This is a genomic window from Sphingobacterium sp. B16(2022) (assembly GCF_012030425.1).
GTDB lineage: Bacteria > Bacteroidota > Bacteroidia > Sphingobacteriales > Sphingobacteriaceae > Sphingobacterium > Sphingobacterium anhuiense.
In genome coordinates this window covers 268,268-294,434 of the sequence record NZ_JAAUVN010000006.1, presented here as the reverse complement: position 1 = coordinate 294,434, position 26,167 = coordinate 268,268, and the positions used below count along the sequence as shown (strand labels likewise).

General features: G+C 36.1%; 24 protein-coding genes. 5 read left to right on the top strand and 19 right to left on the bottom strand.

Annotated features, from left to right (window positions below; genetic code table 11):
* Positions 1-50 precede the first annotated feature (50 nt).
* Positions 51-2,225, bottom strand: coding sequence for a M1 family aminopeptidase (locus HCX49_RS23560; protein WP_168128309.1), 2,175 nt, complete (start codon positions 2,223-2,225; stop codon positions 51-53).
* A gap of 149 nt (positions 2,226-2,374) precedes the next feature.
* On the opposite strand from HCX49_RS23560, the gene HCX49_RS23555 reads away from it, so the two are divergent.
* On the top strand, positions 2,375-4,489 hold the full coding sequence (locus HCX49_RS23555) for a prolyl oligopeptidase family serine peptidase (protein ID WP_168128308.1): 2,115 nt from the start codon (positions 2,375-2,377) through the stop codon (positions 4,487-4,489).
* 80 nt (positions 4,490-4,569) lie between these two features.
* Complete coding sequence (locus HCX49_RS23550) at positions 4,570-5,619, top strand: NAD(P)-dependent alcohol dehydrogenase (RefSeq protein ID WP_168128307.1); 1,050 nt, start codon at positions 4,570-4,572, stop codon at positions 5,617-5,619.
* A gap of 79 nt (positions 5,620-5,698) precedes the next feature.
* On the opposite strand, the gene HCX49_RS23545 is transcribed toward HCX49_RS23550, so the two are convergent.
* From HCX49_RS23545 to HCX49_RS23460, 18 genes are all read right to left on the bottom strand, one after another.
* Positions 5,699-6,928: a thioredoxin family protein gene (locus HCX49_RS23545; protein WP_168128306.1), complete on the bottom strand. Its 1,230-nt coding sequence runs from the start codon at positions 6,926-6,928 to the stop codon at positions 5,699-5,701.
* Positions 6,929-7,057: 129 nt separating this feature from the next.
* Entirely contained in the window at positions 7,058-8,245 is a 1,188-nt protein-coding gene (locus tag HCX49_RS23540) for an aminopeptidase C (protein ID WP_021189306.1), read from the bottom strand.
* Between the two features lie 131 nt (positions 8,246-8,376).
* The gene (locus tag HCX49_RS23535; RefSeq protein WP_021189307.1) at positions 8,377-9,435 is read right to left on the bottom strand and encodes a TerC/Alx family metal homeostasis membrane protein; all 1,059 of its coding nucleotides are present in this window, start codon (positions 9,433-9,435) and stop codon (positions 8,377-8,379) included.
* 3 nt (positions 9,436-9,438) lie between these two features.
* The gene (locus HCX49_RS23530; RefSeq protein ID WP_168128305.1) at positions 9,439-10,410 is read right to left on the bottom strand and encodes a polyprenyl synthetase family protein; all 972 of its coding nucleotides are present in this window, start codon (positions 10,408-10,410) and stop codon (positions 9,439-9,441) included.
* A gap of 58 nt (positions 10,411-10,468) precedes the next feature.
* Complete coding sequence (locus tag HCX49_RS23525; protein WP_021189309.1) at positions 10,469-11,032, bottom strand: DUF3109 family protein; 564 nt, start codon at positions 11,030-11,032, stop codon at positions 10,469-10,471.
* An 8-nt stretch (positions 11,033-11,040) separates the two neighbouring features.
* The gene (locus HCX49_RS23520; protein WP_132772494.1) at positions 11,041-11,826 is read right to left on the bottom strand and encodes a DUF3108 domain-containing protein; all 786 of its coding nucleotides are present in this window, start codon (positions 11,824-11,826) and stop codon (positions 11,041-11,043) included.
* A 41-nt stretch (positions 11,827-11,867) separates the two neighbouring features.
* Positions 11,868-12,380, bottom strand: a complete 513-nt coding sequence (locus tag HCX49_RS23515; RefSeq protein WP_021189311.1) for a DUF2480 family protein — start codon at positions 12,378-12,380, stop codon at positions 11,868-11,870.
* 61 nt (positions 12,381-12,441) lie between these two features.
* Positions 12,442-14,538: a peptidylprolyl isomerase gene (locus HCX49_RS23510; RefSeq protein ID WP_237682879.1), complete on the bottom strand. Its 2,097-nt coding sequence runs from the start codon at positions 14,536-14,538 to the stop codon at positions 12,442-12,444.
* Positions 14,539-14,707: 169 nt separating this feature from the next.
* The gene (gene lptC / locus HCX49_RS23505; RefSeq protein WP_168128303.1) at positions 14,708-15,316 is read right to left on the bottom strand and encodes an LPS export ABC transporter periplasmic protein LptC; all 609 of its coding nucleotides are present in this window, start codon (positions 15,314-15,316) and stop codon (positions 14,708-14,710) included.
* Between the two features lie 13 nt (positions 15,317-15,329).
* Complete coding sequence (locus tag HCX49_RS23500; RefSeq protein ID WP_132843868.1) at positions 15,330-16,652, bottom strand: hypothetical protein; 1,323 nt, start codon at positions 16,650-16,652, stop codon at positions 15,330-15,332.
* Between the two features lie 224 nt (positions 16,653-16,876).
* Positions 16,877-17,860: a DUF6427 family protein gene (locus tag HCX49_RS23495; RefSeq protein ID WP_021189315.1), complete on the bottom strand. Its 984-nt coding sequence runs from the start codon at positions 17,858-17,860 to the stop codon at positions 16,877-16,879.
* A gap of 127 nt (positions 17,861-17,987) precedes the next feature.
* Entirely contained in the window at positions 17,988-18,245 is a 258-nt protein-coding gene (locus tag HCX49_RS23490; protein WP_237682878.1) for a CcmD family protein, read from the bottom strand.
* Entirely contained in the window at positions 18,232-18,897 is a 666-nt protein-coding gene (gene ccsA, locus HCX49_RS23485) for a cytochrome c biogenesis protein (RefSeq protein ID WP_132772486.1), read from the bottom strand. Before ccsA ends, HCX49_RS23490 begins: the two co-directional genes overlap by 14 nt.
* Before the next feature lie 33 nt (positions 18,898-18,930).
* Positions 18,931-19,590: a heme exporter protein CcmB gene (locus HCX49_RS23480; protein ID WP_168128302.1), complete on the bottom strand. Its 660-nt coding sequence runs from the start codon at positions 19,588-19,590 to the stop codon at positions 18,931-18,933.
* Between the two features lie 73 nt (positions 19,591-19,663).
* Positions 19,664-20,071, bottom strand: coding sequence for a hypothetical protein (locus tag HCX49_RS23475; RefSeq protein ID WP_031287862.1), 408 nt, complete (start codon positions 20,069-20,071; stop codon positions 19,664-19,666).
* A gap of 96 nt (positions 20,072-20,167) precedes the next feature.
* Complete coding sequence (locus tag HCX49_RS23470) at positions 20,168-22,000, bottom strand: ABC transporter ATP-binding protein (RefSeq protein WP_168128301.1); 1,833 nt, start codon at positions 21,998-22,000, stop codon at positions 20,168-20,170.
* Positions 22,001-22,059: 59 nt separating this feature from the next.
* A complete protein-coding gene (locus HCX49_RS23465; protein ID WP_168128300.1) occupies positions 22,060-22,584 on the bottom strand; it encodes a hypothetical protein in 525 nt (174 codons plus the stop codon).
* A 74-nt stretch (positions 22,585-22,658) separates the two neighbouring features.
* Positions 22,659-23,447, bottom strand: coding sequence for an S-adenosyl-l-methionine hydroxide adenosyltransferase family protein (locus tag HCX49_RS23460; RefSeq protein WP_168128299.1), 789 nt, complete (start codon positions 23,445-23,447; stop codon positions 22,659-22,661).
* A 355-nt stretch (positions 23,448-23,802) separates the two neighbouring features.
* Here HCX49_RS23460 and HCX49_RS23455 point away from each other — a divergent pair, with 355 nt between their 5' ends.
* From HCX49_RS23455 to HCX49_RS23445, 3 genes are read left to right on the top strand one after another with little or no spacing between them, the layout of a single operon-like run.
* The gene (locus HCX49_RS23455) at positions 23,803-24,768 is read left to right on the top strand and encodes a PhoH family protein (protein WP_168128327.1); all 966 of its coding nucleotides are present in this window, start codon (positions 23,803-23,805) and stop codon (positions 24,766-24,768) included.
* Between the two features lie 49 nt (positions 24,769-24,817).
* A complete protein-coding gene (locus HCX49_RS23450; protein WP_021189321.1) occupies positions 24,818-25,768 on the top strand; it encodes a phosphoribosylaminoimidazolesuccinocarboxamide synthase in 951 nt (316 codons plus the stop codon).
* 17 nt (positions 25,769-25,785) lie between these two features.
* On the top strand, positions 25,786-26,166 hold the full coding sequence (locus HCX49_RS23445; protein WP_132772477.1) for an STAS domain-containing protein: 381 nt from the start codon (positions 25,786-25,788) through the stop codon (positions 26,164-26,166).
* The last annotated feature ends 1 nt before the right edge of the window (position 26,167 follow it).

Below are 26,167 nucleotides of genomic sequence, written 5' to 3'. Positions count from 1 at the left end.
TTTTTACAATTCTAATTTTTAATGGAAATAACATCCATTAAAAATTACCATCAGCGTTTTTCTTTGATCTGTTTGATGAATGGTGCTAAATATGCTTTTGCTTCGGAATCCAATGATTCAATTGATTTATTCAATTTTGAAGGAGCGATTTTTTTTATGGCCAGCAATGATGCACTTAATACAGCATAGGATTGTTCTTTTAGACCTTTTTCAATAATAGGCAAGTATTTATGATTACCGCTATTTCCTAATGCGACCAATGCTGAAGCTCTTACTTTCGTTTTAGTATCCTGCTGCGCCATGGAGATAATTTTTGCTTCAACACTATTTTTAACGGATGGGTCTGTTAAATCCAATCCTTGAATTGCAGCAGCTCTAAGATCTTCTTCTTTGTCGTTTAATGCTTCTATTAACAATTTTGTTGTTTCCGTATTTTTATTGTGTAAGGCATATCCAATAGCTTTAATACGGTTATAATAGGTCGGTACATTTTGATATTGATACGTATAGTCGGACATTGTTTTATTATCGATGACCTCACCAACCAATATTTTAGCAGGATCAAAATCGATAAAATCAGGCTTTTGTTCAAAAGGAAAACTAAATTCCTGTGCTCGCTGATTAATAATAATAGTTTTAGTCTCTTTTCCATTTGCCGTATAAAAATCGATGCTTAAAGGTAAAGTGAACGTTTGTACGCTGACATCCTGCATCTGCTTAATTGCTAATTTCTGCGTCCCGTTTTCATAAGTATATTGGATATTTAAAATAGGATGACCGCCTTGATAATACCATTGATTGAAATATGGACTCCAATCTTTACCTGTTATTTCTTCCATAGCAAGTCGAAGCTGGTGCGTTTCTCCTGTTTTATGGGCATTGTCTGTTAAATATTTTTGTAACGATTTATAGAAAGCAGCATCTCCCATCTGATTTTTTAATGCATAGAGAATGACCGATCCTTTTGAATAGGAGATATTATCGAACATATCTTCTTTATCGTTATAATGAAAGCGTGCTAAGGTAGGGCTTATTCCATTTTTGGTCGATCTTAAATAACTTTGCAGTTTTTCAAACCGAGATTTATCTTCTTTATCTTGTCCGCCATCGTGACCGCGCCATATCACCTCTCCGAATGTTGCAAAAGATTCATTCATGGTCAGATTTGACCATGATTCGGCTGTTACTAAATCACCGAACCATTGATGAAATAGTTCATGGGCAATAGTTCCTTCCTCATTATCATCCAGTAATTCCCGTGTTGTCTTTTGTACCGGTTCACCATGTAAAGTTGCGGTTGTATTTTCCATAGCTCCCGATACATAGTCTCGCGCAACTACTTGGGCATATTTATTCCAAGGATATTCTACGCCTAAAATTTGACTGTAGTAAGCCATCATTGCTGGTGTTTTGCCGAATATATCTTTCGCATATGGAGCGTATTTTGGTTCAAGGTAATAATCCACCGGAATGGATTTGTAGTGATCATTTGTTATTTTGAAATCACCAACGGCCATCATAAATAAGTATGGAGCATGAGCTTGGGTCATTTCCCAAGTATCTGTTCGGGTACCATCCGTATTCTTATGCTGTGCTGTTAACGCTCCATTAGAAAGGGTTGTATAGTGGTCCTGGACCCTAATGGAAATTTCAGAAGTGGTTTTTTGATTTGGTTTATCTATGGTAGGAAACCAGGCCGAAGAGGCCTCCGTTTCACCCTGTGTCCATATCTGGATCGGTTTATTTGGAACTTTTCCATCCGGGTTGATAAAATATAATCCTTTTGCATCGGAGATTGCCGCACTGCCTTTGGCTTTTAATTCATCTGGTTTAGAGGTGTAGGCTATATAAATGGTGTATTTCTCGTTCCCTTGAAATGGTTTTCCTAATTTAATGAATAGCGATTCGCCATCATAATCATATTTAAGTGGTGTTTTTTGATTACCTTCTTGTAATGCAATCTCTTTTATGTCCATCCCTTTGGCATCTAAGCGTAAAGAGTCGGTCGGATAGAAGTGAGGTTTTAGCGTCAACCATTCTTCTCCATATAGGTAGCGTTTACCGTAATCAAATTTTACATTCAGTTTAGTATGTACCAAATCATTGATTTTAGTTTCTGTGACCCGGTATTGATTGATCGGTAACGCTTGATTATTTTGTGCAAATACTGTTGTTAAGCTGGCAGCAGTTAGTACACTTAGCGTTAAAAATATTTTATGAATCATTCGATGTTAATTTATACTTAGGCAATTTGCGATATTTTCTGTAGTAAACGAATTTTGTTGAAAAAATGTTTGCCTAATCTAATTATTTAAGCGGCGCTGAAACACGTTATAATTTATTAAATTTGTTTATAACCTCATTTGAAAAAAACATGAATAAAAAACTGAGTTTAATTTTAACAGTAATAGCTATTTCCGTACATCTTGGAAACGCACAAGAATTGAAATATCCAGAAACAAAAAAAGGTCAGGTAGTTGATCAGTTCTTTGGCGAATCAGTTCCAGATCCCTACCGTTGGTTGGAAAATGACTTAGCAGCGGATACAAAATCTTGGGTTGTTGCGCAAAATAAAGTGACGTATGATTATTTAGCTCAGATTCCATATCGCGATCAGCTGAAACATCAATTGACAGATATTTGGAATTATGAGAAAGTTGGAACTCCTTTTATAGAGGGTGCTTATACTTATTTTTATAAAAATGATGGTTTGCAGCAACACGCCGTTCTATATAGAAAATCAAATAAAGGTGGAAAGGAAGAGGTCTTTTTAGATCCAAATACATTTTCTAAAGATGGATCAACTTCTTTGTCAGATGTAAGTTTTTCAAAAGACGGTAGTTTGATGGCTTATTCTATTTCAGAAGGAGGCTCGGATTGGAGAAAAGTAATTATTTTGAATACTGCTGATAAAAAACAAATTGGTGAGACGTTAATTGATATCAAATTCTCAGGTATTGCCTGGAAGGGGAATACTGGATTTTATTACTCCAGCTATGATAAACCGAAAGGCTCAGAATTATCGGAGAAAACAGATCAACATAAAGTTTATTTTCATCAACTAGGTACCGCTCAGGCAAAAGATAAAATGATTTTTGGTGGAGCTGCTGTTCAACGCCGTTATATCGGTGCCAACTTAACGGATGATGAGCGGTTTTTAATCATTTCTGCCGCAAATACAACGACCGGCAATGAATTGTATGTACAGGATTTATCTAAGCCTGGAAGTAAGATCATCAATATCTTAAGTGGATTTGACAGTAACACAAGTATTATTGACAATGATGGCGATACTTTTTATGTGCAAACAAATTTAAATGCACCAAATAATAAATTGGTGAAGATGAATATTCGTCAACCTGAATCGAAGAACTGGATTGATGTAATTCCTCAAACGGAAAATGTCTTTGAAGTTTCGACTGGTGGTGGTTATTTATTTGCCAATTATCTTAAAGATGCCATTTCAGTTATTGAACAATACGATTATACAGGTAAAAAAATCCGTGAGATCAAATTACCGGGTGTAGGAACTGCTGCAGGTTTTTCGGGTAAGAAAAAGGAAAAAACAATCTATTATGGTTTTTCCAATTACATCACCCCATCTACAAGTTTTACATTTAATGTAGACAATGGACAATCTGAGGTTTATATTAAACCTAAAGTGAAGTTTAATTCAGATGAGTTTGAATCTAAACAGGTTTTCTACACATCAAAAGATGGAACAAAAGTTCCAATGATCATCACGCACAAAAAGGGATTGAAGCTGGATGGTAAAAATCCGACTATTGTTTATGGTTATGGTGGTTTTAATATCAGTTTGACTCCTGGTTTTAGTGTATCTACAGCCAATTGGATTCAAAATGGCGGCGTATATGCTGTCGCAAACTTACGAGGTGGTGGCGAATATGGTCAAAAATGGCATGATGGTGGCCGTCAGTTTAATAAGCTGAATGTGTTTAACGATTTTATTGCCGCAGCAAAGTATTTACAGAGCAATGGCTATACTTCTCCTGATTATACTGCACTATCTGGAGGTTCAAATGGAGGATTGCTCGTTGGGGCAACCATTACGTTAGATCCAACTATTGCAAAAGTAGCTTTACCAGCAGTAGGAGTGCTGGATATGTTACGTTACCATACATTTACAGCTGGAGCAGGTTGGGGATATGATTATGGTACTGCTAATGACAGTAAAGAGATGTTTGATTATCTGAAGGGATATTCACCTGTACATAATGTTAAAGAAGGTGTGTGTTATCCTGCGACTTTGGTTACCACCGGAGATCATGATGACCGTGTAGTGCCGGCACATTCTTATAAGTTTGTTTCAGAATTACAGGCAAAACAGAAGTGTGATCGTCCTGTTCTTATTCGGATTGAAACAAAAGCTGGTCATGGGGCAGGTCGCTCTACAGAAGTGGTGATTAATGAAACAGCTGATAAATATGCTTTTACCCTGTGGAATATGGGAATTAAAGCACTAAAATAAATATCATTTCAAAGTAAATCCACTCCCGACAAGAGTGGATTTTTTATTAAAAGAGCTACTTTTACTTAAAACAAACTAAGATGAGTACAAAAGCATATGCAGCCTTTTCGGAGGCCGAAGATTTAAAACCACATCAGATTCAACGCCGGGATTTGCAGGATAAAGATGTTTTTATTGATATTGAATATTGTGGTGTTTGCCATAGTGACATTCATACAGCAAGAGCAGAATGGGGACAGCCACATTACCCAGTAGTTCCTGGCCATGAAATTATTGGGCGTGTGTTGGCCGTAGGGCCAAATGTGACAAAATATAAGGTCGGTGACCTTGTTGGTGTAGGCTGTATGGTCGAATCATGCAAGCACTGTAATCCTTGTGATGAAGGGTTGGAGCAGTACTGCGAAAGTGGGATGATCGGCACTTATAACAGTGCTAAATCTAAACATGGTGGTATTACTTATGGTGGCTACTCGGAGAATATCGTTGTAGAGGAAGATTTTGTTCTGAGTATCCCGACAACAATTGATGTGAAAGCAGCTGCTCCTCTATTGTGTGCCGGTATTACAACATGGTCGCCTTTGCGTCACTGGAATGTGAAAAAAGGTGATAAAGTTGGTGTTATTGGCCTTGGAGGATTAGGGCATATGGGTGTTAAATTTGCGAAAGCGATGGGTGCACATGTGGTCATGATTACAACTTCTCCAGAAAAAGGTGAAGATGCAAAGCAATTAGGAGCTGATGAAGTTTTGATTTCTAAAGATGCAGCACAATTACAGGCTCATACGAATACTTTTGACTTTTTATTGAATACGATTCCAGTAGGTCACGATGTTAATCCATATTTAAGTCTTTTAAAATTGGATAAAACAATGTGTATTGTGGGAGCTGTAGAGCCATTACCAGGAGTTCATGGTGGTTTGCTGATCGGTAAGCGTAGACACTTAGCGGGATCGTTGATCGGTGGTATCAAAGAGACACAGGAAATGTTAGATTTCTGTGGTGAACACCAGATCGTTTCAGATGTTGAGGTTATCAATATTCAAGATATCAATAATGCATACGAACGTATGATTAAATCAGATGTGAAGTACCGTTTTGTAATCGATATGAAATCATTGAAAAACAGTTAATAGTTTCTCTGATATCGAAAAGGGTTGAAAATTATTTATTTTCGACCCTTTTTCTATTTAATAATTATGTTCAAGAGTATTATAGATTCCAGGTTGGGATATCGCTTTTCATTTTAGCTAATGTATCCTGATAGTTATCTTGTTCACCTTCTGTCGCCAGAGATAATGCTTCTTCTTGCCATTTTATAGCATTTATCTTATCTCCTTTTTTATACAGTAGATTGGCATAGGTGTCTAAGTATGCGCTTTTTACATCTTGTTCTACAGCTCTTTTGCTCCATTTTAAAGCTGCGTCTAAACATGCCGCATCGGTACTGTTTTCAAAAATTTCCCAAGCATAACTATTCAATTGATTTGAATTTAGATCTTCTGATGTTAAATAGCTGTCAACAATATTTGTTAAAGAAGACCAATTACGCGATTGTACATAATACTGTGCCTTCATCAATTTGAAGATTGGGTCAAAATTGATATTTGTGTATTTGTCGGAAATTTCTGTTTTTAAAGCTTCCCAATTAGGTTCTGTATTGAAATCGATTTTAGTTCCTAATACTTCATTGATGGCCACAGTGGCAAGTACACGATTTGCCGCGCCATTTTTTTCTAATAAAGCATCAATTTTTTCAGGATTATCCCGTAGTAGCTCGAAAGCTCTAGATCGGGATGTGCGTGTGTTTGCCACGAGATAGGCTGCACATTCTTTCGTTAAATTTTCAGGTTTGGTATGGGAGATAATGATATCTTCAGCTTGTGTCACAGTAGCTTCATCATAAGCTGTGTTCGCAGCTCTAACCATACGGTGCGCTAATGATAAATCTGTTGGATTCTCGTTAAACGCTTTTAACAAGGCATAATACTGTGTTTCAGGTTTTAAAGCATCTTTACTCCGCTCAATAAATTCATCAGCATCGCCACCTCCGACCATACGGTGCACAAGTTCACCTTGAGGATTGAAAATTAAGAAGGTAGGATATGCGGCAATTTTGTAGTCTTTACCGAACCGCTCGGCTTCTTCATACCATGCTTTCACTTCTTCACTGTCCTTGTCCGTTTTATCCATTTGGATTTTGGTATTAACAAATTTAGAATTGAAGAAATCTCCCACTTTTGTTTGTGAAAATACACTAGCACTCATGTATTTACAAGGACCACACCAGGTAGTAAACAAATCCACAAAGATAAATTTGTTTTCTTTTTTTGCTTTTTCTTTAATTTGGCTCCAGTTCAATCCGTGCTCAAATGTTATTCCTTTTTCTTGACCTATAACGGCAAAGGGTAAAATAAGGAGGAATAATAATATCTTTTTCATAACCAGTCTCTAAGAAGTTGCTCACTTAATCATTTCTTGAAATTAAAGTTATGTAATAAAATTGTAAAAAAAATAGGTTACAGAAATTTATTTCTGTAACCTATTTGTAGAATGGTGCTTTTTATAAGCCTAGATCTTCATTTTGGACTTTAAACCTTTTTGAATTCCATCTTTATGAACTAAAAGTGATGTTGTTTTGTAACGAACAAACTCTTTTGTTACATACAAGTAACCTTTATAATCGTTTGTCACACCCCAAGAGTTTTTAACGATATAATACTCTTTGCCTGTTTGATCTTTGGCTAATCCAACGATGTGCATACCATGATCATCAGTTGTTTGGTAGTTGTCGAAAGCAGTCTGTCTTTGTTCAGCTGTAATTTTAGCCTCAGGTTTTGGTCCAACAAACATTTCTTGTTGTTCCTGTGGGGTCATTTGCTCGAATGGTTTTGCAGGGACATAAGCAACACCATTTTTCCAGCTAAAGCTTTTTTCAGAAACATCTGTTGCCCAAGCTACTGTATAACCATTATTCAATGCATTGTCAATGATATCAGTCAGGTCATTGATTTGAACATTATAAAAATTATCAAATGACCAGTTATCAGGAATCAATAATACAAATTTATTGTAGTAAGGTTGATCTGTAACAGAGGCAATACCGACATATTCATCAGGGTTGATACCAATTACTTGATCAGCAAATGTACGAGGTGTATAGCTTTTACCTTTGTATTGGAAGCTTTTAGGGACCTCACCTAGGTACGAATCCATTGCTGCAGTGTATGCTTTTTCCCAGTTTGGAGTTAACGTCTTGCTTTTTACAAAAGTAGCTAACATGGCATCCAACATATTGGTCATTTCACCAAAGTTGTTTTTATCAGATCCATAGTGTAGGCCTGTGTACTCTGTTTGTGGCAAAGCACCATAGTGGCGGAACGCATTTAAAACATCATGAAATTGTCCACCTTCGCCTAAAGATAATCCACCGTGTAAACGCACGTAGTTTTTTGCTTTTCCTAAATAAGTATTACGAGCAGAGAAAATCTGTGAAATTTCTACAGGTTCTTTTCCCATACGAATCATTTCAGACTCTAGGAATGAATTCCCAGAATATGACCAGCAAGTACCGGAAGAACCTTGGTTTTTGATCGAAGTATTTTTTAGATTAATGATTTCGGTAAAAGTAAAGCCAGCCTTACTGTTATCATTTTGATTTGTTTTTAAGGCATTGATTAAATTATCCTGAGCCTGTACTACTTGTAATGAAGCTGCAAATAGTGATGCTGCCAATACGAGTGATTTATTCCAATTCATTTTTTAAAAGTTAATGATTTTATGATGCTAAATTAAAAATAAATTCATTTACCATCATGACATTCTTACAATTTGATTGTAATAAAATTGTGCTTAACAAAAAAACGGGGCTTTTAAAGCCCCGTTTTTTATTAATTTTCTATTTTGAGATCTGGTTTTTTAGGAAATACCAATGACGCGACGACACTGATCACCAAAATACTGACGATAATAATCAATGAATGTGATGTTGAAAAACCAATTTGTACCAACCAGTGATGCAGTAACATTTTTAATCCGATGAAAATTAGTAAAAATGCTAATCCTACCTTCAGGTAATGGAATTTGTGAATGATATTAACCAATAAGAAGAACATAGAGCGCAATCCTAATACCGCGAAGATATTTGAGAAAAATACGACGTATGCATCTTTTGTTACCGAGAAGATCGCTGGAATAGAATCTACAGCAAAAATTAAATCGGTAAATTCAATTACCAACAGAACCAAGAATAAAGGTGTCATATATTTGACACCATTTTCAATATGGAAAAAGTGACCACCATCTAATTTAGGCGTCACCTTAAAATATTTAGATGCAAATTTTACCACAGGATGGTTTTGTGGATCTACTTCTTCCTCTTGATTTCTATTTAAGAACATCTTAATACCGGTAATCAATAAGAATCCACCGAAGATGTATAAGATCCACCCGAATTTTGTAATCAATGCTGCTCCTAAGAAGATGAATATGAAACGCATTAATACAGCTCCAATTACGCCCCATACCAATACTTTATGGTAGTAACGTTCTGGAATACCAAAAGATGAAAATAAGAGCACCATAACGAAGATATTATCGACAGATAGGGCATATTCTACTACATAGCCTGTTATAAATTCTAGGGCTAGGTTGTTATTGTATAACGCAATACTTCCTTCCAGATCTCCAGGTATGATTTTAACGTCATGCAGATGAGCTTTGATGACTTGTTGCAGATGATCTAGATCTTGAATGTTGTGTAATTCATGGCCATAGTGACGTAAAACCCAGTAGAAGCCTAATGCTAATAATACCCAGATTATACTCATGATGGCGGCACTTTTTAGGGATACAGTTTTGTCTCCTTTTGAAAACACTCCTAAATCGATCGCTAACATTAAAATAATGAAGATTAAAAATCCTCCAAAAAACATGATCTCGTGACTCATTTTCTATTTTTTTCTTTCAGTTGTAAATTTGACAAGTTGTAGTAACCCTGTTTTATATTCATTATCAGGAAATTCATCTAATATTTTAAAAGCATCTTTTTGGTAATCCAACATTTTTTCTGTTGCATATTCCAATCCACCACTTTGTCTTACAAACGCGATGACTTCTGCTACTTTTTTATTGTCATCATTATGGTTTTTTACCAGATTGATGATTCTTCTTTTTTCTGATTTGTCCGCTTGACTCAATGCATATATCAGTGGTAGGGTCATTTTTTTTTCTTTGATATCATTTCCGAGTGGCTTGCCCACATCGTCGATTCCAAAATCAAATAAATCATCTTTTATTTGAAAGGCGATACCTATTTTTTCGCCAAATGCATGTAGTTTCTGAACGGTCGTCGCATCGGCACCAGATGATGATGCTCCACAAGCACAACAGGAAGCAATCAATGAAGCTGTCTTCTGACGGATGACTTCAAAATAGATTGATTCTTCGATATCTAGTTTTCGTGCTTTTTCAATCTGTAATAATTCACCTTCACTCATTTGTTCAACGGCCTCTGAAACAATTTTCAGTAAGTCGTATTCATGATGCTTTACTGAAAGAAGCAATCCTTTGGAAAGTAAAAAATCACCGACTAGAACGGATACTTTATTTTTCCAGAGTGCGTTCACAGAAAAGAAACCTCTTCGTTCATTTGCATTGTCTACAACATCATCATGAACCAATGACGCTGTATGAAGCAACTCAACTAAGGAAGCGCCACGATAGGTGGATTCTTTTATACCGTTGCACAGACCTGCCGAAAAGAAAACAAACATTGGACGCATCTGTTTTCCTTTGGTTTTCACAATATATCCTGTAATACGATCTAATAGAGGGATTGAACTTTTCATTGAAGCTTTAAATTCAGTTTCAAAAGTTGCCAATTCCTTGAGGATGGGACGTTGTATTTCTTTTAATTTCAGCATGCAAGATGGTTAAAAACCACTATAATCTCCTTAAATGTCTATAAATATAAGCAATAGATTATAATGAATCTACCGCATTCTCTAATTTTTGGTACCATTCGTCACCATATTCCCGAATTAACGGGTCTTTTAGGAACTTGTATACAGGAACCTGTAGTTCTTTTCCAAAAGTACATGCATCTTTGCAGATGTGCCATCTGTCGTAATGAAGCACATCAAATTCAGGATAAGTTGTCGTACGAATAGGGTATAGGTGACAGGAAATTGGCTTTTTCCAGTTGATATCTCCAAGCTCATATGCTTTCTCAATGGCACATTTTGTGATACCATTTTCCCAAGTAACATATGCACATTCTTTATTACCATCGACACATGGGGTTGTTAAATCTCCGTCCATATCAATCACATGTGTGCCTTGATCTTCTATGGCTTCTATACCTTTAGCTGTCATGTAAGGTTTTACTTTTGGATATATCTCCGCAAGTATGGCCAGCTCATTTTGTTTTAATGGAGCGCCGGAATCTCCTTCTATACAGCAAATGCCTTTGCATTTGGAAAGATTGCATACGAAATCATTGTTAATCAAATCTTCGTGCACTAATACATTTCCTACTTCTATCATGATATTTTTTATTTTGAATAACTCGCACGTTGTCCGAGTTTATGTTTCAAGCCTTCGGCTTTTAAGAGTTCTAATGTGACAGAACCAATTAAAATGTCTACGTTAGCTTTTACAGGGATACGATTCCCATCATTGGTTACCCAAAGATATAACTTACTGTTTTTCTTGAAAATTCTTCCTGGCTTTATTTCAGGACTGAATTTAAGACATTCTAACGATCCTAAATCTGTTTTTATGGTTTCTACACCAATATATTTAATTCCTAATGTGGCGATCTCGTCGTTTAAGAAATAAGTCAATTTAAATGACTCTCCTGGCTTGACAGACGAAAGGTCTAAATTGCGCGCAAAATAGTATGCTGATAGTAAATCAAATGTTTGAGATACTACACTTTTGAAGTCTCCTTTATTTCCGCTTACTGATCTTGTCTTTTGATCGAAAGTAACCTTATCATTCCGTCTGTAACCTCCTTCTCGGATGTTTTCAGTATAATAATAAGGCAGGTAAGTCTTACCATCTATATAGGAGTTGTATTCGTTCTTAACTGTATATAAAGCAAATGCTCCGGCAGTTTTCCCAGTTGCATATAACCGGAATGCAGGTGCCCCGCTACCTGATTTAGTATCTGTTACCGTCAATAGGCCAGTTGCCGCAGATAGAAAACCATACTTTAATTTGTACTCTAATTTTTCTCCGCCTTTAAAAGCGGATTCTTTCAAATGAGGAAGTTCTTGAGCAAATATCTGACCGCAGAAACTGAGCACTAAGAGTATTAACGAGACTAGCTTTTTCATATACGTAAGAATACAAAAATATTTTGAAATTACGAATACCGCTATTTACGTTTAAATACAGGAACGGTAGAACAAGGTTCTCCATACATGATACTTTTCGCAACTTTTGCCAAGGCAGTAGAGAACTGAACGAAAGCCGATTCCGGAATTTTGATATCTCCACATCCTTTTACAACAACGCGTTGATCAGTATATTCAGACATATCAATTTCGGCTATAGTTTGGGCGTATAGAATACGTTCGAGTTCAGCAAGATCTCCAAATACAACAGTCTTTGCAAACGGCTCTAATTTGGTCGCTAACAGCATATATGCCCATGTCTGGACAATAGCATCAGTCGAACATGTAATTGCGACATGTTTGCCTGCATAAGCTGACCAGTCATGTGTTTTTATAAAATCTCTAAAGTCTTTCTCTTTTAAGATCAGGCCATGAAATAGATTGTCTTTAATATCATATTCAACAAGTTCACCTGATGGCTTGAACTTCGCAAGATCTACAGTGATAATACCACTCTGAGCAACTTTATTTACAATGTCGGTTTGAATATCCATATCAAATAATAAAAAAGCCGGACGATATACTCGTCCGGCTACAAAGTTAATTAAAATTATCTTAAAAGAATTTCACGCGATTGTCAGTGATTTCTGATTTATCTTGTAAAGCTTTGAAAATTGAAGCCCAAGAACGTTGAAGTTTTCCTGCTAAAATTTGTTTTTTCTGAGCATTTAAATCAGGAATCGCAGCTGGGTTAACAAAGCCATTCACTTGAACAGCATATACACCTTGTGCACCTTCAATTGCTTTAGATGGTTTGTTCGGTTGTAAACCAAATACAGTACCTACCACTTTGTTTTCCAAAGAAACTCCAGGGATAACTGGATTTGCCAATACGATATTTTCAACCGCTACTGGAGTTTTACCTAATTTCTGTCCTACCTGATCAAGAGAACCAGCACCGCTTAAAGCAGCATTCATTTTCTCTGTCAATAGTTTTGCTTTAACTGCGTTTTTTACAGCAGGCTCAATATCTTTTTTCACAGTTGCTAAAGGCAGGATACCTTTAGGTTGTACATCAACAAGACGTACTAATATATACGATTGTTCTGTTTCAAATACACGATCAGAAATATCATCTTTTTTAGCTTCGAATGCCCATTTGATCAATTCTCTTGGAGCTTCATTGCCGTCCAATGTATTGTCCATTGCTAAAACACGAGTTGCAGTAGTTGCTTTCAATCCTAATTTTTGAGCTTCTTGAGCAAAGTTTTGTGCTGTAGCTGCAGTTAAGAAAGCATTTGCTTTGCTATGTGCCGTGTTTAGTGTTTCTTTACCACTGATTATCGCTTTATCTACGATCGCAGCTTTAACATATTTTGCAGAGCCAATTTGATTCTCGATTTTGATGATATGTACACCAAATTGTGATTCCACAACTTTAATATCACCTGTTTTTCCGTTGAATACAGCGTTATCAAAAACAGGAACCATTTGTCCACGAGGGAATGTACCAAGTTCACCACCATTTACTTTACTACCTTGGTCAGTACTGAATTGGACAGCTAGTGAAGAGAAGCTTTCTCCTTTCGCTAATAAACCTTTGATTGAGTCTGCTTTTGCTAATGCTTTCTGAACACCACCTTCAGCAGTTGCGTTCAATAAAATGTGACTAGCTTTTACGGAGTCAGGTCCAACAGTCGTTTGTGCTACTTTAGCAATTTCAAATAAACCGTTAGATTCGTAAGGACCAACAATAGTTCCAGCCGGAACATTGAAAAGTACTGAATCCAATGCTGGACTTAATTGACCTTTTTTAACAAAAGTATAAGGGTATTTATTGTCTGAGTTGATCGATGCAAATAAAGAATCGTTTGTTGAAGCTGCTAATTCAGTTTTCAATCTATTGATAGTCTCTTTTGCATAATCGATATCTTTTGCAGTAGGACGTGCATCTACAACAACATACTCGATAGAGCGAGTTTCTTCTTGATTTTTAAATGAGTTTTTATGCTCATCGTAATATGCTTGATAGTCAGCATCCGTGATTTTGATTTCACTATCCTTAACGCCAGCATAATCCAATAATACATATTTGAAATTTGCTAATTTATTGCGTTGTTGATATTCATCATTAGCTTCTAATGAAGTAACATAAACACTATTGTTTAATAAACTTGTGTATTTATTGTTCAAACGTTCTTCCTTTACAGCTGCTAATAACATTTCCCACTGTTGTGCTGCCTGAGGATTACCCGCGGTGTTTAATTGTGAAATGAATGTTAATAATTGGTTACGATTAAATTGACCTGTTTGTGGATCAGTAAAAGCTTGAACAATTTGATTCGAAGGGCGATTACCTGTAACTAAATCATTTAATTCATTTTTACCAACCTCTAAGCCGATTTTTTCAATTTCGCTTTTTAGGATTTCTTTTTGCAACAATTGATTCCATACCTGTTGTACAGCATATGATTTCATTTGAGGAGTCAAGTTACCACCCATTTGTTGCTTAAACATTTCTGCTGTTTGATCAACTTGTTGATTGAATTCTTGGAAATCGATTTTCTCTCCATTTATTTCTGCTACGCGATTTTGGTTTTTAGCCCAAAACGGAGTTCCAGATTTGACAACATCTCCTAATAAAAATGCTAGAATTGCCACAGCCATAGCTCCAGTTAAAATGAAACCAGCTCGGTTGCGCAAAAAGCTCATTAATCCCATAGTCTGTTTATTGTGTTTATTATTGTTTAAATACTTAAAATACCATTATTTAGGAAATAGTATGCCTAAATGCGGTGCAAGATACAATTTTTATAAAAAAAAGAGTAATTATTTCTGATTAAGGGAAACTTATTTCATCCAAATTTGTTTTGAGCAAATTTTATTGGCCAAATGAAGGGAACATACTATTGTCTTTTACCAGCATGACACCCGTTGAATTTTGGATATTTATTTTTTTAAAATCCTTATCAGAAGTAAAGGAAGATCCCTGCAGGTTACCTCTATTATCTTTGAAATAGGCCGTTATAGGCATATTATTATAGAAAGATTCTTTGCCTTCATCGTAGATGATTTCATCTGTTTTAATGATTGACCCGTCTGCCATCGTTACGACAACGTTCTTTTTGAATGTTGTTGTTTTTGCCGCTTCATGCTGAATGGCATAATCCGAGATAATACGTTGTGTTTCTTTAACATCTTTATCATAGAATATGATCTGGATACCTTTAGGAAATTCATACACTTGCGTACTATCATGTTTAATGCGCATTTCAGGAGCTGACATCCGTGCTTTTACGATCGTTGAATCGCTATAGATGACGTCCACGTGACGAGAGATATCAACGGCTTCTTCTTTTTTAAGATTAGCGATCCGATCTACTTCTTTTAAATCGGGTTCACAAGCTGTAAAGAAGATTGCCCCTACTGCAATGAGGAGCAGTAGAGGCAATGTATAATGCTTTTTTGAGGCAATTGTATGTCTTGCCATATCAGTCTCTTGATTAATCAATGGAGTTTCTTCTAAACCAACGGTCATTTAAAGTAAAACCAACATTCAAGTTGACGTATCTCTCTCTGATCAGGCTATTGTTCATGGTTCCCATTTGTCCCAGTTCTGCAGAGATATTGATTTTAGAAAATGCACCTGAATAAGGATTTCTTGCTAATGGAAGGCCAACCCCAAAGGTAATAGCCATATCATTGATATCCTGTTTGTTGATGAAGTATTGAGTTCTGTTATAACGGAAGCCGATACGGTAATCCATTAAACTTGTGTATTTAAATGAAGTTGGATCTGGTGTGATTTGTCCACCGATTGCAAAACCATAATTTGTTTTTAAGTTTTCTTCGTTTTTTCTTACCTGAAATTTAGACCAGTCTGCATATTTGAATTCTGCACCTACTAACCAACGGTTTGTTCTGGCAAAAGTAATACCGACATTATGTTTTAATGGAAGGTTTAAATCTCTTCTCGTTCGCTCAGTTTGACTCACTGTATCCAAAGCGATATTTGTGTCGTCACTATTGTTTGAGGGTAGCGTACGCGTCACAAATGATGTTGTGCGGTCATGGATTGCATTATTCAATGATCCCGAATAACCAACTGTTATCGAATATTCTTTATTGATCGTTTTGTAATACTGAGCCCCGTAGTCAAAGCTTACACCTTGGATTTCACGTTTATCTTGTTGTTGTACGTTCAGACCGTAGTTAAAGGGTAATTCAAGTCGGCTAAAATCATTTAAGGTACCAAATAAGTAAGAAATATTAGCTCCGACACTGAAATTCTTTGTGATATTGACACCGTATCCGAAATAAGCTTTTGTTAACCCACCTTCTCCAGTAAATGTTTTTCTGTAATTAACGGTATCTATTTTTTGTATACTGTTTGAGTTGTAACCTAAATCTGAGTATGGTAAAAGACCGATACTGATACCGCCCGCTTTTTTCATTGGAAAGGTCATTGTGATATGACTGAAAGCAAAATCTGCAGTATTATCAGACTTATTTTTCGAACTCAATTGGGTGAAATTTCCATATAGACCGGCATCAAAAGTACTGAATTGGGCGGCAGAGTATGAAGCTGGATTACTAGGATTAGTATTATAAACTGAACCGAAGTAACGGACACCCGTTGATAAGCCACCCATCGCACGATGTTGAGGTAGTAGATCTTCACGCATTTGGCCCAAGCCAAATTGTGAATAAGGTGATGCAGACGTCGACTTCTGCGCAAATGCTGCTGACGAGCTGTATAATAAGCCTAAAGTCAATAACACTTGAGGTACTTTACTTGTAATGGAGCTTAAAAAGCGTTTCTGCATGATTATAGATTAAAGTTGCGAAACTTTTATTTTATATTAATAATATATTAAAGTTTTGTGTTTCAAAGATTCCAAAAATATGCGAAAAGATCGGTATAACGGGTTAAAAATCTGTTCAAATTTATATTTTACGATGATCCTATCAGCATACAAAACTATTTAATTTTTGCGACCTTGTAGAGTTGATTTTGTTAAAAAAGGTTAAACTCCTGATAGCTAAAATTTTAGAAAAACTGAAAATACAGTATTGTTAAAATAATGATTGCGTATACACTCTCAAAAAGCCATTTTTTCTTTGCATGTGTGAAATAATAAGCCATATAAATTGCTAATGGAGGTGCACATAGTAGAAAGTGTGTTTCGGTTATTTGCTTGTTCCAATAAAAGGAACCAACTGCTAATAACAACATGAAAAATAAGAGCTGAAATGATTTTCGAATATGTACTACGCTCTTAAAAAAATTATCTTTTAGAATGATGAGAAAAAGTATCAAATTAAATACGATGGGTATAAGTACAAAGTAATCATGAATTTCCATCGTTACTGTTGTTGGAAATGTTTTCGTCAGCGGTAGCCAGATGCTATAGAAATCCTTAAATCTCCCTAACCAGAGGTAGATTACCGCAAGGATAAAATAGATGGTTGCAAAACCCAACAACGGTGAAATCCATTCTCTCCAGTTGAATGGTCTGAAGATGATGAGACTGATCCAAAGTAAAAGAAACATGATGATGAAAGGGAAATAGATCAAGCTACCGATAGCTACGATCATGCCCAGGTCAAACATCAGTGCTTTGATATCTTGTTGCCGGTATAAACTTAATAATTTGCTCAGCATCCATACCGATATGAAATTACAGATCAGGGTAGGTGATATAACCAGAAATGGTAAAAACAAACTGGCTAAAGTCAAATACATCAATGCAACAAGAAAACTTGGTTTACCCAACAAGTTGAAATGACCGATGATTCGATTTAGGATCGTCGCTTGAATAATGGTTAATCCTAATGTCACCAGCACATTCATTTGCGGTGATAAGGTATTGATACCGTCCTTTCCGAGTAAATTGCCCAGTGCGGGCTCAAATAGGATAGGAGTCAGGCTTTCGGGCAGATGAATGAATACACCAAAACATAAGAAAAATCCTATAAGTATAAGAAGAACGATATTAATGGGCGTGAATTTCCTAAATTGACTGATAATCATGTATGCCTTGTTACAAGTTGTTCTCTACAATATTACTATTTAATTCCGAATAAGGTTGATTAAAACCAACAATGCCATCACATTCTTGATATGATAGCATTGCCTTTTATAAGATGATATTGTAAAATTATTTTTGATTTTGTTTCTTTTCTAATCTTGTTATTTTCCTATCCAGGATAAACAAATAACCAGCTATTCCTAAGAACAAAACGAGCATAACCAAAACAACCACGTATATTTTACCTGAACTTCTTAGTCCAGTCGCCATATCAATTTCGCTTTGTGCAAAGATGTTTAATGTTGTCATGAAGACTAAAGCGATTGATAGTGATAACTTTTTCATATCAATTGTAATAAGATTTTTCAAAAAATTAATTAATTTCATTTTGCTTCTGTTCGATGATACGTAAACGGTAGCGTAAGGTAAACATCCAAGTGCCGATCAAAATCCAGCCAATGACGGCTGTATAAAATACCGGTCTTAACTGATTGTTCATGTCCAAGTTACTGAAAGCGCTATTTCCTCCGCTTCCTGGGTGCAGTGAATCAGTCAGTTTTGGTAAGATATAAAGCAAAACAATCATGATAGGAAAAGCAAAAATATTATAGACCGCAGATATTTTAGCTCTTTTCTGTTCCTCTTCAAGCGCATTTCTTAAGACCAAGTAGGCCAAGTACATCAATGTCGCAATTGCAGATCCATTCAATTTAGGATCATTGGGCCATGCTTCTCCCCAGGTAATATTTGCCCATAGCATACCTGTAGCTAATCCCATAAAACAAAATGTAATTCCTGTATTTACAGCTTCTACTGCCATTAAATCATACTCTTGCTTGCCCGTATTCAAGTACTTGATACTGTAGATAACAGATATTGTATAAAGGAATAGCATTGCAAACCACATCGGGACATGGAAATAAATATTTCGGATGGTTTCATGAAGAAGGAATAAAGCAGGTACTGGACCTAGTAGCCCTGCAATGATGACCAATGAAATTAAGACTACTGCCAAAATTTTCCACCAACTTTTTCTCATTTTTATGAATATTTAAAAACTGTAATTGTGCAATTAATCACGCCAAAGGTAAGGAAATAACAATAAAGAAACAGTGATTGTGATGATATTAATTGCAATTAAAACGACGATTTCATTCAAACTTTCTGCTCTATCCATGCCCTGCATTGCATTCTGAGACAGCTTAATCAGTACGATAAGCAACGGAATAATAACAGGAAAACTCAGGATAGCCATTAAGGTGCTGTTATTTCCAGCTTTTGAAGTAATTCCCGAAACCATAGTGAAAACAGAAGCAAAGCTGACACTGCCCAAGATGACTGCAAAAAAGTATAAAGCGGGATCGCCTAATGGATTTTTGAAAATTACGGAGTAGGTTAAATATGCAACAACGGCCAAGAATGCCATTAAACACATATTATAAAAAATCTTAGCGAGTATAACTGCTTTCGGGTTTACAATAGAGTAGTAATAAAGTTGGCGTTGTTGGTTTTCTTGTGTGAAACTCTTATTGATGGCATTCACCGATGCGAAGAGCATGATAATCCAAAATAAAGCGTTCCATATCGTAGCATCTACAGATTTGAATGCTTGATAGCAAACAAATACTGTAGATATTACATATAGTAAAATGCTATTGATGGCATATTTGGATCGCCACTCTAGAATAGCATCTTTATAGACTAAAGTTTTTACTTGTTGTAGTAAATTCATACAGCGCAAAGATACAAATGAAATGTAATAAGCTGAATGAATAGTGCAACGAGGAAGTAAATTTTAAAAGGTTTTAGGCTTTATCAACTTTGCTTTTTGCTGTATCGACAGCATCGTCAACGTGATCTGCTAATTTATGAGCAGCGCTATTGGTATTATTCAATGCTTCTCTGCCTACTTCTTTTGCTTTATTTTTTAAAGCATCCACTTCATCAGAAGCTTTATCTTTCAATGATCCAAATCCTTCAGCAGCTTTATTTTTTAAAGCATGTAATTCTTCGGAAGCCTGGTTTGCTAATTTCCGAGCTCTTTTTGCTTCTCTTTTTGATACATCTTTTAGAGAACGAGTCAGATCTTTAATTCCGTCATTAGCACGACTTAATTGTTTCTTGCCATCATCAGTACCTAATAAATACCATGCTGCAGCACCTGCTGCTAAACCTATTAACGCAAATGCAACTAATCCATTTTTATTTTTCATATCGCTCATATTTTAATATACTTCTTTCAACTATGATACCAATTAAACAGTTGATACAGAGAAAAGTTTTAAAAGGGCTTATGAATTAACATTTTTTTACACTTGAATCTTATGTTTGGATTGCAATGAGTACAGGTGATGGTATAGTCCACTACCTTTGCTCATTAATTCGATATGATTTCCTGATTCGGACACCACGCCGTTTTCGATGACCATAATTTGATCCGAGTCTACAATAGTAGACAATCGATGTGCGATGATAATGGAAGTTCTTCCTTTCATTAATTCTTCAAGTGCTAATTGTACTTGTCTTTCTGATTCGGAATCCAATGATGATGTTGCTTCATCCAGGATAAGGATCGCAGGATCTTTCAATAAAGCGCGCGCAATTGCGATACGTTGACGTTGACCTCCGGATAATTTAACCCCTCTTTCACCTACCAGTGTATCATAGCCCTCCGGGAAATTCATAATAAAATCATGTGCATTTGCACGTTTTGAAGCTGTAATGATATGGTCAGCATCAGCGTCTAGGCGTCCATAAGCAATATTTTCACGAATAGTACCGCCAAAAAGTAAGACGTCTTGTGGAACAATGGCGACTTGATTACGGATATCAGACAATAAATAGTCAGCGCTGCTCATCCCATCATACAGAATCTCTCCGCTGTCAGGTTTGTAAAATTGCAAGACCAATGAAGCAATAGTTGACTTACCGATACCACTCGGGCCGACGATCGCAATTTTTTGTCCAGCTTTCGCATGAAACGTAATATCTTTTAATATTTTAATATCAGGTCTGCTAGGATAAGAGAAAGATACATGGTTGAAAGTCAGATCACCATGAAAATGTTTACGGATCTCTTTAGAAGATTCATCGATTGTGATACTTTCCTGTTCTTCCTGTAGGATTTCCAGTACGCGTTCGCTTGCTCCCAGAGCTTTCTGAATATTGGCATAGAGTTCTGGAAAACTCCCCATAGATCCAGCAACGAACATCGAATATAGAATGTAAGTGGTCAAATCTCCAACAGACATTTCTCCTAAAAATACTAGCGTAGAACCGTACCAGATCACCGCAATGACAGCACCAAAGATACAGAAGATGATAAAGGAAGCAAATGCACCACGATATGTTGCACCTTTTACCGCTAAGCCAACAACGGCATCTAGTTTATTGGAATATCTGTTTGATTCATAATATTCATTGACAAAAGCTTTAACATTGCTGATTCCCTGTAATGTCTCTTGCACGATGGTGTTCGATTCTGCCAATTTATCTTGAGCCTGACGTGATAGGTTTCTGATGAATTTACCAAATACAATAGCTGTTACAACGAGTACTGGCAAAATGCATAAGTTCATTAAAGCTAGCTTTGGTGATACAAAAACTAATAATGCAACACCAAATGCTAAGCTGATACACTGTCTCAAGATCTCAGCTAAAGTAGTTGTCATAGTGTCTTGTATCTGAGCTAAATCTGCAGATAACCTACTGTTGAGTTCACCAACGCGACGATTGGCAAAATACTCCATGGGAAGTGATATCAATTTCTGGTATGAATCCCGGCGAATTGATGCGAGAGATTTTTCTGCAATCTCCACAAATAGGCGAATTCTAAAAAAAGAGACAATGGAAGTAAAAGTGAGGATAACAAAAGCGATGGATCCTATTTCAAAAACATCGGCTGGGAGCCATGTGTACGTTTGTTTTCCTTCGGAAGCATCAATCATTGCACCTAAAAGTGCTGGGAAAGTCAGCATCGCCAAACTTGAAAGTATCAAGAAAAGCATTCCTAACAAAAACTTGGTTCTAAATGGTTTTAGATACGATAGTATTTGTGCCGCTCTTTTTAATAATTCCTTATTAAGTTTCGGTTTTGGTAGTTCTTCTTCTTGCTTATTTCCGCTGTTAAATCCTCTTGCCATAGCACCAATCAATTTAATATTGAGACCTGCAAAAGTAACTACTCTTCATTAATCACTTATCATCCTTTAGTAATTTTTTGATTTCGGTATATTAAATAACTCAGAACAGCTATGATAGCGAGGGCGATATAAAGTAAAATATTTGAACTATTATCACTTCCTTCTAGATTTTCTACGTCTTTTTTGAGTTTCTCATTCTCTTTTTGCAGCTTATTGATGGTGCCCATGTAAGCAGAAATCTGTTTGTCATATTCCGAAGCTAGATTCTGGAACTTCTGTTTTTCATCATCTTTGATGCTGATGAGTCTACGTGTTTCCAAAAAAATATTGTTGTCAGTGATGACGATATTTTTTAAAATATCTATGGTGCGCTGCATATCATCTTTCGATTTAAAAAGCCCAAATATGGCTGATTTCTTTTCCAGACTTAGATCGTATTCTCCAAATTTTACTTTACGATCTTCAATAAGTTTATTGACACGCATACGTTGTGCCTCAAAGGAAGTTGAGTCAGCATTTTGTGCGCTAACAGCAAAACCTGTCAGAAAGAATAGAAGAAAAGAAAGACTTTTTATAAACTGCATATTCAAATGATATTTTTTTAAAATCTTGGATAAGACAAAAAAAAGGAATAAAAGTTTAATCGCTCGTTTTGTTATTAATTGTGGAATTCGATTCTGATGATATGAGATTCATCATCAAATAATCCTAAGAGCTGACTTGCGTTTGCTTTATTCATAGCGATCTCCAGATAATTACTGATTCCGAACAAACATAGTTTTTCTCCCTCCGTTACCTCATTGTAGTTCCATGATAAATTAGTGATGGTTTCACTTCTTTTAAAATAGAGTGTGAAGCTTCGACCTTTTTGTACACGGTTAAATAATTCCTTGGAGATATTGGTAATCGCATTTCCAAAAGCATCAACATAGACGACATTACCGCGGATGGTATCATTGTCATATATAGGTTGTAACGTGACTTTTTCAACTGTTTGATCAATGGTATTACCAATGTCCGTTAATTTACCTCCTTTAGCAATGTGACAGGCTGATTTGGTCAAAATATCAGCAAGTGGGAAATGTAAGTAACGAAGGTCCTGAATCAAATTAAGTTCAACAAGTTCTTGAGGTTTGTCACCATTTAAGAGTAAGCTAAAGATGCCGTTGTCTGCGCCAACAAAGAAGTGATCATTATACATCATTGCCACGTAACGTGATCCTTCATGAAATAAAGTGTTGATCCCAATGATATGGACTGTTTTTTTTGGGAAATAATGATACGCATTGGCTAATACAAAGGCTGCTCTCGGAATATTGAAGGCCGGTATTTCGTGTGTAATATCAACAATTCGGACATCAGGAAGTTCCGATATCAAACTGCCTTTGAGCGCTGCTTGATAGAAATCTTTATGTCCTAAATCTGTTGTTAATGTAATAACTCCCATTCTTCTTAATTACCCTTTATGATATACCCTAGAATTCTTTTTGTTAAGGTTTTAATATATGAACTTAATCCTCAAAATTAAAGTAAAATTAACTCAAAAAAAAGAAAAGGTACGCAAAAGTACGTAATGTCTTCTGATAAAAATAAATAGAATGTACATATTCGATCCGATCGATTTGAGTTGGATGTTTTTAATCTTGATATCCACCAATATAAAAATAAAAAATGAACTCTTTTTTTTATTTTTGTTGCATATTCTGATGCTAAAATTGATATTAATACTGTATTTTTGGATATTGGTTGATGTTTGTAGGTAACAGGCCAATATGGAAATAATTCACCTTAAATTGAATGATTTGAACGAATTACAAATTACATTGGATGCTATCAATTTAGCGATACTTTGGGGCGCTCAGAATGAGCACTTTGACTACATAAAAAAACAGTATCCAAAATTGAGAATTGTAGCTAGGGGTAATGAGATGAAGGTATTGGGTGATGAAAAGCAACTTGAATCTTTCAAAAATTCCTTTGACGATGTTATCAACCATTTGGAAAAGTACAATAAACTTTCTTTAATGGATTTGGAAAACCTGATGCAGACAACTTCGGGATCTGCTGTACTGGAAGAAAAAATGCTTGCTGATAAAGCTGCAAGTGTCGGTTCCGAGCCTATCGTTTTTGGGCCTAATGGCATTATTGTGCGTGCACGTACAACGAATCAAAGAAAGATGGTGGATAGCATCACGAACAATGACATCCTTTTCGCTATAGGTCCTGCAGGTACAGGTAAAACCTACACCGCCGTTGCCTTAGCGGTCCGTGCATTACGCAACAAAGAAATCAAACGTATCATCTTAACACGGCCGGCTGTTGAAGCTGGAGAAAATTTGGGCTTTCTTCCGGGAGATCTAAAAGAAAAAGTTGATCCTTACTTACGCCCTTTATACGATGCGCTTGATGATATGATTCCAGCAGAAAAACTTAAAGGATATCTCGAGAATAGAACCATTGAGGTCGCTCCTTTAGCTTTTATGCGTGGACGTACTTTAGATAATTGTTTCGTGATTTTGGATGAAGCACAGAATGCAACCGATATGCAATTGAAAATGTTTTTAACCCGGATGGGACCGACTGCAAAATTCATTGTTACGGGTGACGTGACGCAGATTGATTTACCAAGAAAGAATCAGTCAGGACTAGCAACTGCTGTACGATTGCTGGATAATATTGAGGGTATTGATATTATACATTTAAACGGTTCAGATGTTGTGAGGCACAAACTAGTGAAACGCATTCTAGAGGCTTACGGAGATATTTAATAGTCAATAATAAATTTGAGATAGAGAGATACTATCCATTCATCAATATATGAACGCAATACAAGAAACAAATTTCAATTTCGAAAATCAAACCTCTTTTTACAGAGGTAAAGTACGTGATGTATATACCATTGCTCATGAATATTTAGCTATGGTGGCTTCAGATCGTATTTCGGCATTCGATGTGGTATTACCAAAACCTATCCCTTATAAAGGACAGGTATTGAATCAGATCGCTGCAAAATTTTTGAAAGCAACGGAAGATATTCTGCCAAACTGGGTAGTTTCTGTTCCGGACCCAAGTGTTACGATTGGTAAAATGTGTGAGCCTTTTAAAGTAGAAATGGTGATCCGTGGGTATTTATCTGGTCACGCTTGGAGAGAGTATAGTGCAGGAAAACGTTCGGTATGTGGCGAAGCGCTGCCAGAGGGGTTGAAGGAAAATGATAAATTACCTGAACCTATTATTACTCCCACGACAAAAGCAGCAGTAGGTCACGATGAGGATATTTCTAGAGATGCTATTTTAGCAAGAGGAATCGTGAGTGAAGAAGATTATATCCAGTTGGAGAAATATACAAAAGCATTATTTCAACGAGGTACTGAAATCGCAGCTGAAAGAGGATTGATCTTGGTGGATACCAAATATGAATTTGGCAAAAAAGATGGTCAGATTATTTTGATCGATGAAATTCATACACCAGATTCTTCCCGTTATTTTTATGCGGAAGGTTATGCTGAACGTCAGGCAAGTGGTGAAGCACAAAAGCAATTGTCGAAAGAGTTTGTACGCAAATGGTTAATTGAAAACGGATTTCAAGGTAAAGATGGACAGCAGGTTCCGGAAATGACAGATGAAATAATAAAATCAATTTCTGAGCGATATATCGAACTTTATGAGCATATTGTAGGCGAGAAGTTTGTTTATCCAAATCAAGAAGATGTTTTGGAACGTGTAGAACGGAATGTGACTCAAGCTTTAAAACAACTAAAATATTAAGAGAAAGGATCTAAATTATGAAATATACGATTGATAAGCATGACCGCTATATTGTAATAGAACCGCTTTGTGATAGCTTAGATGCGGAAAAAGCGATTAAATTAAAAGGTGAGTTTTTGTTGAGAAATACGGTTGGTCAACGTAATATTATTTTAGATTTATCTAATGTGCGTAAAATAGACGAAAGCAGTATTCGCTTGGCACTATTGGCAAATCGTCTTTGTGATTCAAGTGGTGGGCTATTCATTCTAGCAAACTTGGACTCTGAAGTCCTTGAGGTATTGGAAATGTCTCACCTACAGACCAACTTTACGATCGTAAACTCTGTTAAAGATGCTGAAGACCGTGTTTTTGCACACGAAATTGAATTAGATTATAGAGGAGAGAAAGAAAAATAAT

Excerpts from the sequence above, each read along its gene's own strand:
- HCX49_RS23560 (WP_168128309.1), bottom strand. The coding sequence starts at position 2,225 with ATGATTCATAAAATATTTTTAACGCTAAGTGTACTAACTGCTGCCAGC.
- HCX49_RS23555 (WP_168128308.1), top strand. The coding sequence starts at position 2,375 with ATGAATAAAAAACTGAGTTTAATTTTAACAGTAATAGCTATTTCCGTA.
- HCX49_RS23550 (WP_168128307.1), top strand. The coding sequence starts at position 4,570 with ATGAGTACAAAAGCATATGCAGCCTTTTCGGAGGCCGAAGATTTAAAA.
- HCX49_RS23545 (WP_168128306.1), bottom strand. The coding sequence starts at position 6,928 with ATGAAAAAGATATTATTATTCCTCCTTATTTTACCCTTTGCCGTTATA.
- HCX49_RS23540 (WP_021189306.1), bottom strand. The coding sequence starts at position 8,245 with ATGAATTGGAATAAATCACTCGTATTGGCAGCATCACTATTTGCAGCT.
- HCX49_RS23535 (WP_021189307.1), bottom strand. The coding sequence starts at position 9,435 with ATGAGTCACGAGATCATGTTTTTTGGAGGATTTTTAATCTTCATTATT.
- HCX49_RS23530 (WP_168128305.1), bottom strand. The coding sequence starts at position 10,410 with ATGCTGAAATTAAAAGAAATACAACGTCCCATCCTCAAGGAATTGGCA.
- HCX49_RS23525 (WP_021189309.1), bottom strand. The coding sequence starts at position 11,032 with ATGATAGAAGTAGGAAATGTATTAGTGCACGAAGATTTGATTAACAAT.
- HCX49_RS23520 (WP_132772494.1), bottom strand. The coding sequence starts at position 11,826 with ATGAAAAAGCTAGTCTCGTTAATACTCTTAGTGCTCAGTTTCTGCGGT.
- HCX49_RS23515 (WP_021189311.1), bottom strand. The coding sequence starts at position 12,380 with ATGGATATTCAAACCGACATTGTAAATAAAGTTGCTCAGAGTGGTATT.
- HCX49_RS23510 (WP_237682879.1), bottom strand. The coding sequence starts at position 14,538 with ATGAGCTTTTTGCGCAACCGAGCTGGTTTCATTTTAACTGGAGCTATG.
- lptC (WP_168128303.1), bottom strand. The coding sequence starts at position 15,316 with ATGGCAAGACATACAATTGCCTCAAAAAAGCATTATACATTGCCTCTA.
- HCX49_RS23500 (WP_132843868.1), bottom strand. The coding sequence starts at position 16,652 with ATGCAGAAACGCTTTTTAAGCTCCATTACAAGTAAAGTACCTCAAGTG.
- HCX49_RS23495 (WP_021189315.1), bottom strand. The coding sequence starts at position 17,860 with ATGATTATCAGTCAATTTAGGAAATTCACGCCCATTAATATCGTTCTT.
- HCX49_RS23490 (WP_237682878.1), bottom strand. The coding sequence starts at position 18,245 with ATGAAATTAATTAATTTTTTGAAAAATCTTATTACAATTGATATGAAA.
- ccsA (WP_132772486.1), bottom strand. The coding sequence starts at position 18,897 with ATGAGAAAAAGTTGGTGGAAAATTTTGGCAGTAGTCTTAATTTCATTG.
- HCX49_RS23480 (WP_168128302.1), bottom strand. The coding sequence starts at position 19,590 with ATGAATTTACTACAACAAGTAAAAACTTTAGTCTATAAAGATGCTATT.
- HCX49_RS23475 (WP_031287862.1), bottom strand. The coding sequence starts at position 20,071 with ATGAAAAATAAAAATGGATTAGTTGCATTTGCGTTAATAGGTTTAGCA.
- HCX49_RS23470 (WP_168128301.1), bottom strand. The coding sequence starts at position 22,000 with ATGGCAAGAGGATTTAACAGCGGAAATAAGCAAGAAGAAGAACTACCA.
- HCX49_RS23465 (WP_168128300.1), bottom strand. The coding sequence starts at position 22,584 with ATGCAGTTTATAAAAAGTCTTTCTTTTCTTCTATTCTTTCTGACAGGT.
- HCX49_RS23460 (WP_168128299.1), bottom strand. The coding sequence starts at position 23,447 with ATGGGAGTTATTACATTAACAACAGATTTAGGACATAAAGATTTCTAT.
- HCX49_RS23450 (WP_021189321.1), top strand. The coding sequence starts at position 24,818 with ATGAACGCAATACAAGAAACAAATTTCAATTTCGAAAATCAAACCTCT.
- HCX49_RS23445 (WP_132772477.1), top strand. The coding sequence starts at position 25,786 with ATGAAATATACGATTGATAAGCATGACCGCTATATTGTAATAGAACCG.